The following is a 15038-nucleotide window of genomic DNA, read 5'->3' on the forward strand; positions in this document are numbered from 1 at the left end:
TATTTGTCCCTATTCCTGCTTTTAATTATGACTAGCTTACCAACTAATGGTGGTTATTAAGGTGTGGCTTTGTTTTGGCTCAAGCGTTACTTTATCTGTCAGTACATTAGCAGCCTCTAAGCAGAGCATTGTTTTATATTCATCATCAGCAAAGTTAGATAAGCGTTTTGATTTTTCTATCCATGGGTTCCACAGTACACACGAACTTGAGTTTTCGCGGCTCACATTAATAACACCTTCTGGCGTTTTAATAGTTTGCATTGTATTTGCTTGTGTATAAACCATGTCGGTTTCGCGATTGAAGCTTACAACATCATTTTGTACAAATGGCCCTTCACTAAACTCAATATATTGCGCGCCTTGTAAACCATCTACATGGGTATTTGTAATGTCTGATGTAGGAAAATAGGTATGCAGCGCTTGAGTAAAGCTAAATGGCGCACTCCCTAAGTTAGTGGTCGTTAAGCGAACCTGTAATTTATCGCTTAATACAAACTCAACTTTTAATGCTGACTGATGTGGCCAATACGTTGTATTAACAAGCTTCATGGGTAGCTTTAAACTAACTGTAATTTGCTCATCAGATTCGTGTACTTCATCAGCTTGCCACACGCTTGTGCGCGCAAAACCATGGGCAGGCCAGCCATCATTAGCGTGTGTACCAAACCACGGCCAACAAATAGGAATACCACCTCGAATACTTGCTCCTTCTTGATAGGTTTCATCTTGTGATACCCATATAAGTGGCTTGTTATTTTTAGGGGTAAACTCGGTAATTTGCCCTCCTTGCAAAAATATTTTTGCATCGCACTTTGAGCTAGCTATTTTAATAAACTCAAGACCGGTTTCGCTTTGCTCAATGCTAACTGATGGCGATAATTTCATACCTTCCCCTATAATACTGATACTAAAGATTTTTAATATTTGTGCAGAAACAATAATGCATGCTTAAAGTATACGCTATTGATATTAAATATTGATTGCTGAATTTGTTCATTGCCGATTAATACATATACAGTAAACTCACAAACAATTACTTTGTACTAACAGCTGTAAATGAATAATACTAAAGTCTATACAATAAGACTTGCCAATTATTCACAACATACGTACTGTGCGCAACTTAATGCACACAAGATGCTAAGAAAATTTACTATAATTTAAACAATATAATTTTACATTAGTTACTGCTCTAACTATTAAAAACCAACAAAAGCGGCCTAATGTGCAATATATTGTTTGAATTCAATTTATTTGATGTGTAACATTTCGCGATTACGGCAAACTACCGCCCCATCGATGAGATAAGCAAATGCAAAAATATGACGAGTTATTGGTTTCTTTACGTAAAGTGATCCGCGCGATTGATTTACATTCTAAGCAGCTAAATAAAACTTCGGGTTTAACTGGCCCACAATTGCTTATAATGCAAGAAGTTAAAAAAACCGATGGAATAACGGCGAGCCGTATTGCTCAAAATGTAAATTTAAGCCCAGCAACGGTCACCAATATTCTCGACAGAATAGAAAGCAGAAACTTAGTAACACGCGTACGCAGTCAAATGGATAAACGCAGAGTGAGCTTATACCTCACCGAGAAAGGAAAAGAGTTACTTGATAAAGCACCTCAGCCATTGCAAGAACACTTTATTGAAAAGTTTTCTGCGCTTGCTGAGTGGGAACAGAGCCTTTTACTCTCATCAATGCAGCGTGTAGCCGCGATGATGGATGCAGATAAATTAGATGCATCGCCCCTTCTAGAAGTTGGTGCACTTACTCAAGCTCCTAAAGAATAAACAATAAAAAAAATACATAGTTTTGTACTTACTCTAAACGTAAGGCGTTTTTTGACGTCTTGAATTTTTTATTTTTTAATCACAAGCAGAGCGGCTATTATGACTAAACTCTCAAAATTAACACTAGCACTAGTCCTAGGTGGTGTTACAAGCACTTCTTATGCGTCTGATGATCTAGACACACTACAAAGCCAACTTAAACAGCTAAAGCAACAAATGCAATTGCTTGAAAATAAGTTAGCTGATGAAAAAACAAAACAACAGCAAATTAATAAGCAGCACGAACAACAAGTTGCAAACATCAGTAAAAAATCTGATCAAAAAGTAGTTGAAGTTGCCGCAGCTGAACCTGAGAAAAAAGATGAAGGCATTAAAGTTGGTGGAGCAATACGCTTTAATTACAGCACCAACACATACGATGAAGATACCCAAGATCGCGGTGGCGATTTTGATTTTGATATTTTCCGTATAAATGTATCTGGTGAGATTAACGATATTTCACTTAACGGCGAAATACGTTTTTACGATTACATGACCGTTGTTAAGTATGCTTACTTAGGTTACGAGTTTGCAGATGGCTGGGAAGGACAAGCAGGTATTGCACCCGTGCCTTTTGGTAATGGCCCATACAACTCACACAGCTACTTTTTCAGTACTAATTATTACGTAGGTCTAGAAGACGATTTTGACTTAGGTGTAGTAGTAAAACGTAAACTTAAAGATAACTGGAAACTAGACCTAGGCTTTTTCAAAAATGACGAACGTGGCGGAGTAGAAAGTTCAACAGATATTAACCATCGTTACTCTTACGACATTATTGGTAGTCGTTCAGCAGAGGAAGGTACATACGATGCTCCAGGCTCTCGCATAGGTGAATACAATACCTTTGCAGGGCGTGCAACTTATCAAATTGAGCACAGCAAAAACGTAACTACCGATGTGGGTGTATCACTATTAAGTGGTGGCTTACATGACGGTAACGACCGTGCAGGTAACTACGGTGCATGGGCACTTCATGTTGATAGCACAATTAACAACTGGAATATCCAATTTCAACACGGTGAATACGACTACGACCTAGACGACAGTAACGACCGCTTTGTTGTTGGCGCATATAATTATTACGATACCGTATCTAGCGAAGCAACTATGACTAACTTTAACGTTGCTTATAATTACTCGCTTGATTGGGGCCCAGTTACCGACATTCAATTTTACAACGATTACGGCATTATTTATGACAAGTCTGACGACAGCGCAGATACATGGATGAACGTAACAGGTATGAGTGTTGCTGCAGGTGGTTTCTTTAGTTACTTCGACTTTATTCAAGCACGTAACCAGCCATTTATTGGCGGAACAATTATTGGTGATGGCGATACAGAACGTCGCTTCAACATAAATATTGGTTACTACTTCTAAACTGTTAACCGCATTTATTTTTAAAAGGGCAAACTTAGTTTGCCCTTTTTTATTGATTTTAAGCTTCGAATTAATAGCTATTTAGCCTACAATTAGAGATACCATAACACGCCTAAAAAGAGCCTAAGTGAATATAAAAGCAGTGTTTATTTGTTATAAAAACTTATGGTTTAAAGCGCTTGGCTTAATACTTGTAGCCTTGGGTATTATTGGCATTGTGTTACCGGTCATGCCTACCACTATATTTTTTATTTTAGCGCTCACCTGCTTTACTCGCTCATCACCCGCGCTTGAACAATGGCTGTTAAACCACCCTCGTTACGGTGTAACTCTGCAGCAGTGGCAAGCTCATAAAGTAGTGCCTGTTAAAGCCAAATGCTACGCCGTCATTGGCATGTTAATTGGATTTATATTTTTACTGTATTCAGCCGCCCCTATTTGGGTTATTTATCTCGTTGCAGTAATAGAAGTATCGGTAATGATTTACCTTATTTTAAGACCCTCCAGCCCCCCTAAGCATTAAATATTCATTTTTTACCTGCATACCACCTTTGTTTTAAAGTTTTTATGTAAAGATAAGTAAGTAAATTTGTAATAGCTAATGCAAATCATTATCATGTTGTAAATTTAATTTATTTACTGTTTTTATGTCGTTTATTAATAAGCGGGCTTTGTATAGTACAAGCCGTGCTCTACATATTTATATTTCTACAGCTTTGTTTTTTTTGCTTATTTTATTTTGCGTTAGCGGCATAGTGCTCAACCATATTGATTGGCTTAAAAACGATAAAAATAACGGTCAAGTAACGGCGGTAATTCCAGCTGAGCTAGTTACCAAAGCAAATGAGCAGCTAAATACCTTGCCAACGCTTTACCCAGAAATAGAAGCTTACTTAGCCGAGCAATATGCACTTACAAAAGTAAAAAGCATTGAGTGGGAAAAAGAAGACGCGCTTGTCATGCTCGACTACCCACTGCCTGCAGGGTTTGCCTACGCAGAGCTTGATTTTACAACTGGCGAGTTAAACCTTGATTACCAAACAGGTGGCTTTTTAAGCCTCATTGGCGACTTACATAAAGGCCGCCACAGCGGTGAAGTATGGAGTTGGGTGATTGATATATCTGCCGTACTAATGATTTTATTTGCCATCACCGGCATGATTATTTTGTTTCAAAATAGAAAAAAACGCTTAGCAGGAATATGGATAACCATACTAGGAGTCGCAACTCCACTGGTTATTTATTTATGTTGGGTTCCACAAATAAAAGGAGTGTCTTAATGGTTAAATTTAAATTATTTATAAGCGCCGCATTACTGCTCGTAGCTGCGTTTTTTCAAACAACGGCGCATGCGCAAACACCACAGCTAGAGGTTGAATTAACGCTTCCCGACTTAGAAGTACAACCGTATCACCGTCCATACGTTGCAGTTTGGCTTGAAACACCAGAGCGCAAACACGTTACAACGCTTGCACTTTGGGTACAAAAAGCAGAATGGTTTAAAGACTTACGCCAATGGTGGCGTAAAGCCGGTAAAAGCGATGCCAACTTTGACGGCATTAGCGGCGCAACAAAACGCGCGGGTACTTACACTATAAATTGGCAAGGTAACGATTTAGACGGTAACCCAGTAAAACCAGGTAAATACTTACTAAATATTGAAGTTGTACGCGAAGAAGGCGGCAGAGATTACACCCGTGTTGAGCTTGATTTAACAAAGTCGGGAAAAATTACAATTGATGGTAAAAACGAGTTTTCACAAAGCTTCGTCACTGTAAGCACTAAGTAGCTGCTACTTAATTATTTGAATTTAAGGAAATACAATGAAAATTAATTTATTAAAAACTGCATTAATCGGCGCATTGAGCTTATCTGCTTTAGTGTCAACTTCAGCAAGTGCACACGGACGTTGGTTACTACCTTCGCATACATCTTTATCAGGCGATAAAGCGCATTACGTAATGATTGACGCGAGTATTTCAAACGAAATTTTTGCACCAGACAAAGCCTTTAAACCTAAAGAAAAAGGCGCCGAGTACGACGACACATTATTAATGGCACTTGCGCCTAATGGTGAGCCAGTATCTGAAACCATCCGTGCTTATTACTTAAAACGTAAAAGCTCAGCTGCGGTAAGCTTAACAGAGCAAGGTACTTACCACATTGCAATGACCCAAAAGCCAATGTACATGACCTTCTATAAAAACGAAGAAGGTAAGCGCAAGCGCGTATTTGGTAAGAAAACAGACGCCGAGTTACCTAGCAATGCAAAAGATGTAACTACAACGAAGGTTGTTTCAACAGTAGATACATTTGTAAGCCGAAATGGCACCTCAAAGCCTGCACAGTTAGGTTTAGGCTTAGAGCTTAGCGGTCCAACGCATCCAAACGATTTATTTGTAGGTGAGCAAGCACGTTTTCAATTACTACAAGATGGTAAATCTGCTGGTGAAGGCATTGAAGTAAGTATTTTAAAAGGCGACACACGCTACCGTAACGACCGTGGCGAAGTAAAAGTAACGACCGATAAAGAAGGTATGTTTACAATTACGTGGAAAGAAGCAGGCCTATACCTAATCGAAACTTCTAACAAGGTTACCGTAAATGAAGAAGGCGTAGATGCAGGACGTTATGCATTATTTACAACGCTTGAAGTTGCCCCTGAATAATTTAAATCACTAAATTTAAAAAATTGAAAGGCCAAGCATTTGCTTGGCCTTTTTACGTCTTACTAACTTTTATCTAAAATTCCCTTGAATTCGCAACCATTCGACACAAGATTGCAACTACAACGATCCAAACGCCTATATCGCGCGTAAACAGTGACCTTATATGTTAACAACTTAGAATATCTTAGATAGTTTTTATCTTTGCACTAGGGTAGTCGCTTCTATATGATGCGCTCCTTTTCGACTAGCAGCTCTTGGGGAACAATTAATGACTTTTAAGCGTTTATCTGCAAATAAACTAGCACTTAGCTTGGCCGTTACCACTGCACTTAGCACTCCTTACTCTATGGCCGTTGCCGCAGAGCAAGATAATCAAGCAGAAAAGAATATCGAAGTAATTTCGGTTACCGGTACTCGCAGAAGCTTACGCAGTATTGCCGAAAGTACGGTACCCGTAGACATTATTACCAGCGGTGATATGCAAAGTACGGGTCAGCTAGAAATAAGCCAAATACTAGCAAACCAAGTACCTAGCTTTAACTACCCAAGTGCCACTATGGGTGATGGTACTGACCATGCAAAACCAGCTGTTTTACGTGGATTAGCACCCGATCACACATTAGTACTTATAAACGGTAAGCGCCGCCACGCTGGTGCGCTATTAAACTTAGCGGGCGTTGTTGGCCGAGGCTCTACAGCTGTTGATTTGAACATGATTCCAACCTCTGCAATTAAACGTGTTGAAGTACTACGTGACGGTGCAGCCGCACAGTACGGCTCTGATGCAATTGCTGGGGTAATTAACATTGTACTTAAAGATGCCTCAGAAGGCGGTAGCGTTAGCGTAACGTACGGTAAATACGACACTCAAATGGCTGGTGTATCTCAGCTAGAAAGCACCTATGCAGACGCAAACGGCGACTTAGCCTTTAATACCGGTGGCGACAGAGAAGTAAACGACGGTGCAACACGCACTGTTAGTGCAAACTCTGGTTTTGCGTTATCTGATAACGGCTTTGTAAACGTATCAATTGAATACCGTGATAACGACTCAACTCAACGCTCAGGCTTTGACCCGCGTCCACAATACGCCAAACTTGATGACGGCAGCCTAGACCCACGCGAATTTACTGTCGATCGTTACAACCACCGTTTTGGTAAAGCCGACCTTGAAGATTACGCATTGTTTTACAACATGGGTTACGATTTAGATAACGGCTTAAACCTTTATTCATTTGGTAGCTACTCAAAGCGTGAAGGTAATTCAGGTGGTTTTTACCGCCGCGCAATAGACAAGCGTAATGTTTTAGAAGTATACCCAGATGGCTTTTTGCCGCAAATTGAAACTGACGTACAAGACTACTCATTTGCACTGGGCTTACAAGGCGAAACTAACGACTGGACATGGGATGTAAGTACTAACTACGGCCGTAACGACTTTGGTTTTGGTGTTGTAAATAGTATTAATACATCACTAGGTGCCGACAGCCCAACCGAATTTGACAACGGTGCATTGGTTTACGATCAGTTTTTAGTAAACGCAACGGCCAATACCACACTCGATTTAGGCTTACCTGATGACGTATTTTTTACCGTAGGTACTGAATACCGCCACGAAAGCTACAAAATAGAAGAAGGCGAAGAAGCGTCTTACATCACCGCACTTGATAGCGATGGTAACCCAATTGCAGCCGGTGGCGCGCAAGTACTTGCTGGTTTTGGACCAGAAAGTGCGACTGACGAAAGCCGTCATAACATCGCTTTATTTGTTGAGTTTGATACCTACTTAACAGAAAAATGGAACGTAGTTTTAGCGGGTCGTTATGAAGATTACAGCGACTTTGGTGACACATTTACCTCTAAGCTTGCTTCGCGTTACAGCATTAACGAGAACCTATCGCTACGTGGTGCAATTAGCACAGGTTTCCGTGCGCCATCATTAGCACAAAGCTCGTACCGCCAAATCTCTACCGTACTTGAAAACAACCAACCACTTGAGGTTGGTTTATTCCCTACCGATTCTGCAGCAGCACAAGCACTAGGTGCTCAGCCGTTAGATGCTGAAGAGTCAGTAAACGTAACAGCAGGCTTTATTTACACGCAAGGCAGCTTTAGCTTAACGGTTGATGCATATCGCATTGATATTGATGACCGTATTGTTTTGTCTGAAAACCTAGAAGGCGATGCCGTAGTAGAAATACTACAAAATGCCGGTGAATTAAACACGCAACTCGTACGTTACTTTACTAACGCTATCGACTCACGTACGCAAGGTGTAGATATAGTTGCTACTTACAACTTAGATTTAGACAACTTAGGTGATTTACGTTTAAACGTAGCCGCTAACTTTAACGACACCGAAGTAACACACGTAAACGACAACCCAAGCGAGCTTAACTCACTAGGTGACGACTACGTAGTGTTTGCGCGTCGTGAAGTAGGTCGTTTTGAAGAAGGCACACCAGATAGCAAATGGAACCTATCGGCAGTGTGGAACTTTAACGAATGGCAAACAACCCTTCGTGCCACACGTTATGGTGAAGTCGCTGATATATCAACTACAGCTGATCGCGATGAATACCTAGACCCTAAATGGATCACCGACCTAGAAGTGGCATACCGTCCAGACGAATATTGGAAATTTGCCGTTGGTGCAAACAACTTGTTCGATCAGTACCCACAAGCCACCGTGGATAACATTGGTTACTCTGACTTTGGCCAAATATTCCCGTACACACCGTATGCGCCTTACGGATTAGACGGGCGTTTTTTATACGGTAACATTACTTACAGCTTTTAATTAGTTCCCTAATAAAAGCAGAGCAATTATAAAAGGATGCATCGCGCATCCTTTTATATTAATAATTAGTTATTTTAACCACTTATTAGTATTTCAACTTTCATAAAAAACCACCACCCTATATAAAACAACAGCTTACATTTCGGCCTCATTTTTGCTCTATATTGTTTATATAAATACAAACAATAAATACCAAAGGACTAAACATGAGCTCATCAACACAATTAAGCATTGCAAAACCACTTTCACTTATTGGCGGCATTTTATTATTAAGTGGCTGTGTATTTCATATATCGCCAAGCGTTGCGTCGGTAAAACAAACTAAACAGCTATCACTGCCAAGCAACAATCTTGAGTATTTAAATGTGTTAAGCGGCGCAGGTAGCCTTGAAATAAAAGGCTCGGAGACTGCCACCAGCATTAGTGTTGATGCCACTATTTACACAGCCGACATTGAAGACGAATACGAGCTAACGCTCGAAAAAAACGGTAAACAGGCAAAGCTTGTTGCCCAAAATAAAAGCCGTAATGGCATTAGCTTTTACAGTGGCCAATCTCCAAGTATTAATTTAGTGGTTACTGTGCCAAGTAATCTAAATTTAGATATTGATGATGGCTCTGGCGACATTTTAATAAATGCTATGCAAAGCAATATTGATGTAAAAGACGGCTCAGGAGATTTAACGATAAGCGGTGCTAAAAACCTAACTGTTGACGATGGCTCAGGTGAAGTAAACTTTGAAAACATCGAAGGTAATTTAGAATTAACCGACGGCTCTGGCAGTATTCATATAAACAACGTAAGCGGCAATGCAACTATTGACGATGGTTCTGGCGAAATGCACGTGAGCAACATAACCGGTTCGCTAAACGTTGAAGATGGATCGGGTGATATAGTAATAAGCCATATTAGCGGTGCAGTTAATGTTGATGATAACTCTGGCGACCTGCTTATTGAGCATATTGGTTCAAGCGTAACAATTGAAGACGGTTCGGGTGATATTCGCGTTAATCATGCAAAGGGGCTGACTATTACTGAGTCGGGCTCGGGCGATGTAAGTATCGATAATATTAGCGGCTCAGTAAAGGTAGCTGACTAACTTTATTTAAGCGTTATTTAACTGCCATTTAATATACTTTATGCCCTCTCAATCTGGGCATAAAGCACTCCCCCTCAAAGTATAAGTTATTTAAAAGCAGCACTGTTTCGCGTTAACTATTTCCTAAAATAATGAAAATTTACTTATTTGATTTATTTTTTTGCTTTATAGCTAATTTGGGTACATATTAATATTCAACTTATTAAAAGGATATTAATATTATGAAATGGAAGTTATTAATTTTAATTACTGCTTTATTCACCCTCGTAGCTTGTGGCTCTGGAGGATCAGACTCCAAAACAGTAACTAAACCAGTCAGTACTAACACAAAGCCTATTGCAGTTATTACTACCGAGCAATCGGGATTTAAAGTAAATACCACCCTCGTTTTTAGCGCAGCACAAAGTAGCGACCCCGATGGCGATGCACTCACCTATCAATGGCAATTAACCAGCAAAAACGAACAAGTAGAAATACCGATTACGGTTAATAATGAAAGTACCGTTGAGTTTTCGGTATCTGAAGCACAAGAGTACCAATTAGTATTAACCGTGAGTGACGGTAAGCTTTCAAGCGCACCTGCACAAAAACAATTCACCGCTACTGCAAATACCCAACTAATTGCTAACGCAGGTAGCACACAAACCGTTAAGCAAGGTGATGTTGTCCTTTTAAATGGCGCGCAAAGTAACACAACCAGCGGCGTAATTAATCAATACAAATGGCAATTTATTACTAAGCCTGTAGCAAGTAATGCAACGCTTGAAAATGCGACTCAAGTTAAAAGCCAGTTTGTTGCCGACGAAATAGGCGAGTTTAAAGTTGAGCTTACCGTTACTGATTCACAAGGTGATACAGCAAGCACTGTCGTACTTATAAAAAGTGAATCGCTTAATTCTAACTCATCACCACAAGCGGTTATAAACCTAGAAAATCAAACAATTTCTCCAAATAAAGTTGTGACGCTTTATGGTAACCAAAGTACTGATCCCGATAAAAACGATACACTTAGTTATGCGTGGGCAATTACAGCAAAACCCCAGGGCAGCACGCCAGCTCTTTCAAACATGCAAAATCATACCGCTGGGTTTTCAGCGTCTACAGCTGGAGATTACGCGCTTTCACTCACCGTTACCGATCAACAAGACGAAAGTGATACCGCATCAGTTATTTTAACTGTTACCACAAGTAATAAAGCCCCAGTTGCAACACTTGAATCCGAACGTGATCTTACGTTAAACGAATCAACCACTTTGCAGTGCCAACAATGTAGCGACCCAGACGGAGATACGCTGAGTTATAACTGGCAGTTACAAGCCAAGCCTTTAAATAGTACATCACAACTAACTAACAACACATCAGCAATGCCCTCTATTGTTGCCGATAAAGAAGGCGACTACGTTGTAAGGCTTACAGTGTCTGATGGGCAATTAAGTTCAAACCAAGCAACCTCAGCACTGCATGCCAGTAGCAATAAAAAGCCTATTACTTTAGTAACTTATGAAACCTCCATAACGGTTGATGAACAAGTTTTACTTGATGCCTCAACTAGTTACGATCCAGAAGGCCAGCCACTAAGCTACCAATGGGAAATCATTTCGTCGCAAGGCCAAGCAACGCTTAGCAGTAATACAATATCAAAACCAACGTTTAGCGCATCAGTAGAGGGGCAAGTCGTTATTTCGTTACGCACTAACGATGGCGTGCAGTTCTCTGACACAAAAACCCTAACAATTGATGTAATACAAAACGCATTGCCAGTAATTAGCTTCACGGGGGAGCAATCACGCTACGATGTAGTGGGCAATGCAGTTAAATTTGATGTAAGCCAAAGTTACGACCCAGAAGGAACCTCTCTCGATTACGCTTGGACGCTATCAGCCCCTTCAGGCTCGAGTACCAGCTTAAGCAATACAAACCAAAGTATTACCGAATTTATCGCCGATATGACAGGTAGTTACACGCTAACCGTTGTAGCAACTGATGCAGATGGCTTTTCAAAAAGTGTGCAATTTTCAATTACAGTAACTAACTCTGCACAACTTACCGGTCGTATTAAAGGGCAACTCACTAATGTGCAAAAAGCGGCTATAAGCAATGCACAGCTAACAATTAATGGACAGCAATACAGCACCAACACAAATGGCTTTTTTGATGAAGAGGTTAATTTAGCGCAAGGTGAAAAAATAACGATAACAACAGCAGATCAAAGGCTTGCAGCTGGGGAATATAACTCTGTAGCAATTACGCAAAGCAACTTTACTGTGGATATAGGCCAAAATAGCATGCCCGTTTTACAAGCTGTTGAGGTTTCGGTATTTGTGTGTGCTGAGTTTTCAGGCCCCGACACCATTAACCTACGCTTTAACATGGTAGATACACTTTTAGCGTCAGATAGCTTTCAATTTAGCTTTGATCAAACCAAACCACTTGCTTTGCAAAAAAGCGGAAGTACTTACCTCGATAGCGAATTGGATATCGACCTACCTGCATCAGCCGAATTTGAAGTAACAGTAATTGAAACAAGCGTTGAAAATACAATCAGCTCAAACATTACTATTTACCATTCTAATTCAGGCCAACCAAGCTCAGCAATTATAAGTATTTGTAATATTTAGTCCCCAACAAGCCCTTCAACATAAAGTGCTATTTTTAGCCCAGTAGTTATAACCATTAGTGTTATAGCTACTGATAAATAAGCAACTTTGAGCCATATAATCCATTGTATTTTATAAGCAGCTAAGCCATTCTAAAAGCCTTAATGTTATTAGGATAAACGCGTGTTAGAAATTGCTTTAATTTACTTAGCAGCAGCCATAGTAGCTGTCCCTATTGCAAAACGAGTCGGACTTGGCTCAGTGTTAGGTTATTTAATTGCCGGCATACTCATTGGCCCTTATGCGCTGGGTGTTGTGGGCGATCAAACAGATGTAATGCACTTCGCTGAATTTGGCGTAGTAATGATGCTGTTTTTAGTGGGCCTTGAACTACAACCTTCGCGTTTATGGACATTACGCCACTCTATTTTAGGGCTTGGCGGATTACAGGTTGTGTTATCGGCAGCGGCTATATTTGCATTTTGTTATTGGTTTTTTGCCATGCATTGGCAAACCGCACTCGCCATTGGTTTAATGCTCGCGCTCTCCTCTACGGCTATTGTGTTGCAAAGCCTTGAAGAAAAAGGCTGGCTAAAACAAGAAGCCGGACAAAACGCATTTTCGGTATTGCTGTTTCAAGACATCGCAATCATTCCTATTTTAGCCCTATTGCCACTGCTCGCATTTGCCCCGCAAACTAGCACAAAAGAAATCAGCGATTCGATTATTGCAAGCTGGCCTGTATGGCAACAAGTATGTGTATCGGTCGCGGTTATTGCCGCTATTATTGCCGGCGGTAAATATGTATCGGCGCCGTTATTTAGATACATTGCTCAAACACACATGCGTGAAATATTTACTATTTTTGCACTGTTTTTAGTGGTCGCTATTGCGCTAGTTATGCAAAGTATTGGTTTATCGCCTGCCTTGGGAACTTTTTTAGCCGGCGTTGTACTTGCCGAGAGCGAATTTAGACACGAATTAGAAGCCGATATAGAACCCTTTAAAGGCTTACTGTTAGGATTGTTTTTTATAACTGTTGGCGCATCAATTAACTTTGAACTGCTATTTAACGAGTTTAGTACCGTTATAGGCTTAGTGGTTTTACTTATTGTAGTTAAAGCCTGCATTTTATTTGCCCTTGCCGTTACCTTTAAAATTAACAGTAAACAGCAGTTATTATTTGCCTTAGCGCTTGCCCAAGGGGGTGAGTTTGCCTTTGTACTTTTAAGCGTAACCACTACCTTAAGTATTTTAACGCCCGAGCAAACCAGCCTTGTTACCTTAGTTGTGGCGGTATCAATGCTAATAGCGCCGTTATTACTTATGGTTTATGAGCAAATACAAAAACGCAGCAGCAGTGCTCTGCCTGAGTTTGATAAGCCAGAGCAAATTAGCACCGCTAAACACGTAATTATTGCGGGCTACGGACGTTTTGGCCAAATTATGGGGCGTTTACTGCACGCGCAAGGCTACGAAATTACCGTACTTGATCACAGCCCTAGCCAAATAGAATTACTACGCCGTTTTGGCAATACCGTATTTTATGGCGATGCCGCACGCCAAGAACTCCTTGAAGCCGCAGGCGCGCACACTGCGCAAATGCTGGTAATTGCAATCGATAACCCCGATAAAACCATTGAGATAATTAAGCTCGCGCATAAAAATTACCCGCAGCTTAAAATAGTTGCTCGCGCAATCGACCGCCGTCATGCGTATCAGTTACTTAATTTAAAAGTAGATGCGTTTAACCGCGAAACAGTCGACTCAGCTATTAACCTTGCCGTAGAAGCACTCGAGTTACTAGGTAACACTAAGCAAGATGCAGAACGTGCTGGTAAACTATTTAGAGACCACGACCGCGCTGCAGTACTGCAACTGGCTGCATTGTGGGGAGACGACGCCAGCTACGGCGTAGCAGTTCGCCAACGCATGGAAGATTTAAAACAAGTACTGCAACAAGATAAACAAGCACAAAGCGATTTAAATACCTGCGACAGCGGCGATTGCGAAGACGGCTTAACAGAAGTAGCGAGTAAACCTAAAAAGCCTGATGATGCTCATCTTGAGTAGTGTTAGGCGGTTGAGTTTGAATTCTTAGTGGTAAGATCCAAATAATAGGCGGCTACAAGGTAGCCGCCTATTATTTGTTAGACTTAGTTTTCTTGAATGACTTTGCCCTACTCGGAATAAAACCGTTATACGCATGTACTCTTAATTAATGAATTTTGTTTATGAATTTCTTTAGAGTCTTCATTAGTTTTTGCGATAACCAGATCAATTTTAGCTTTTTTGCATTTATCAGATAATTCTTTACTCATAAGGTGACTTTGGTCTTTTTGATACTGAGTCATACCTTCCGCACCGCTATATTGTTCTCTATTTTCGGGTGCTCTGTCTTTTTGGTATGAGGGTGGGTGAGTTGCACCACATGCTGATAATAAAACGATTAGTGAAATTGGAATTAATTTATTAAACAATGCTAATACTCCTTGTGCATATAACAGCTCTACCAAAGGACATTTCCTTATTTTCACTAAAACGTCCCGATAGTGTGAACTTCTATTAATAACAAATAGTATAAATTTTTACCAACTATAAATGTTATACAAACGATGATCTGCTTGGGAAATAAGAGAAAAGTAGCTTGATGAT

General features: G+C 40.4%; 12 protein-coding genes. 10 read left to right on the forward strand and 2 right to left on the reverse strand.

Going from position 1 to position 15038, the window contains the following annotated elements; genetic code table 11:
* Positions 1-36: 36 nt before the first annotated feature.
* A complete protein-coding gene (locus PARC_RS17215; protein WP_010554532.1) occupies positions 37-885 on the reverse strand; it encodes a D-hexose-6-phosphate mutarotase in 849 nt (282 codons plus the stop codon).
* Between the two features lie 427 nt (positions 886-1312).
* Between PARC_RS17215 and PARC_RS17220 the strand changes: the two genes are divergently transcribed.
* The 10 genes from PARC_RS17220 (at position 1313) to PARC_RS17265 (ending at position 14456) form a co-directional block, all read left to right on the forward strand.
* Positions 1313-1795 (forward strand): MarR family winged helix-turn-helix transcriptional regulator, encoded by a 483-nt coding sequence (locus tag PARC_RS17220; RefSeq protein WP_010554531.1) that lies wholly within the window; start codon positions 1313-1315, stop codon positions 1793-1795.
* 99 nt (positions 1796-1894) lie between these two features.
* Entirely contained in the window at positions 1895-3217 is a 1323-nt protein-coding gene (locus tag PARC_RS17225) for a putative porin (RefSeq protein WP_010554530.1), read from the forward strand.
* A gap of 127 nt (positions 3218-3344) precedes the next feature.
* Positions 3345-3740 carry a YbaN family protein gene (locus PARC_RS17230; RefSeq protein WP_010554529.1) on the forward strand — a complete coding sequence of 132 codons (396 nt, stop codon included), beginning with the start codon at positions 3345-3347 and terminating at the stop codon, positions 3738-3740.
* A gap of 124 nt (positions 3741-3864) precedes the next feature.
* Positions 3865-4497 (forward strand): PepSY-associated TM helix domain-containing protein, encoded by a 633-nt coding sequence (locus tag PARC_RS17235; protein ID WP_033012525.1) that lies wholly within the window; start codon positions 3865-3867, stop codon positions 4495-4497.
* A complete protein-coding gene (locus PARC_RS17240; protein WP_010554527.1) occupies positions 4497-5006 on the forward strand; it encodes a DUF2271 domain-containing protein in 510 nt (169 codons plus the stop codon). The genes PARC_RS17235 and PARC_RS17240 overlap by 1 nt, the downstream gene beginning before the upstream one ends.
* A 34-nt stretch (positions 5007-5040) precedes the next feature.
* Positions 5041-5886, forward strand: a complete 846-nt coding sequence (locus tag PARC_RS17245; protein WP_010554526.1) for a DUF4198 domain-containing protein — start codon at positions 5041-5043, stop codon at positions 5884-5886.
* A gap of 268 nt (positions 5887-6154) precedes the next feature.
* Complete coding sequence (locus PARC_RS17250) at positions 6155-8686, forward strand: TonB-dependent receptor plug domain-containing protein (RefSeq protein ID WP_010554525.1); 2532 nt, start codon at positions 6155-6157, stop codon at positions 8684-8686.
* 206 nt (positions 8687-8892) lie between these two features.
* Positions 8893-9786: a DUF4097 family beta strand repeat-containing protein gene (locus PARC_RS17255; protein ID WP_010554524.1), complete on the forward strand. Its 894-nt coding sequence runs from the start codon at positions 8893-8895 to the stop codon at positions 9784-9786.
* Positions 9787-10007: 221 nt separating this feature from the next.
* A complete protein-coding gene (locus PARC_RS17260) occupies positions 10008-12404 on the forward strand; it encodes a PKD domain-containing protein (protein WP_010554523.1) in 2397 nt (798 codons plus the stop codon).
* Positions 12405-12566: 162 nt separating this feature from the next.
* Complete coding sequence (locus PARC_RS17265) at positions 12567-14456, forward strand: monovalent cation:proton antiporter-2 (CPA2) family protein (RefSeq protein ID WP_010554522.1); 1890 nt, start codon at positions 12567-12569, stop codon at positions 14454-14456.
* A 125-nt stretch (positions 14457-14581) separates the two neighbouring features.
* Here PARC_RS17265 and PARC_RS17270 read toward each other — a convergent pair whose 3' ends face one another.
* Positions 14582-14863, reverse strand: a complete 282-nt coding sequence (locus tag PARC_RS17270) for a hypothetical protein (protein WP_010554521.1) — start codon at positions 14861-14863, stop codon at positions 14582-14584.
* Between the last annotated feature and the right edge of the window lie 175 nt (positions 14864-15038).

The sequence above is a fragment of the Pseudoalteromonas arctica A 37-1-2 genome, from assembly GCF_000238395.3.
Lineage (GTDB): Bacteria > Pseudomonadota > Gammaproteobacteria > Enterobacterales > Alteromonadaceae > Pseudoalteromonas > Pseudoalteromonas arctica.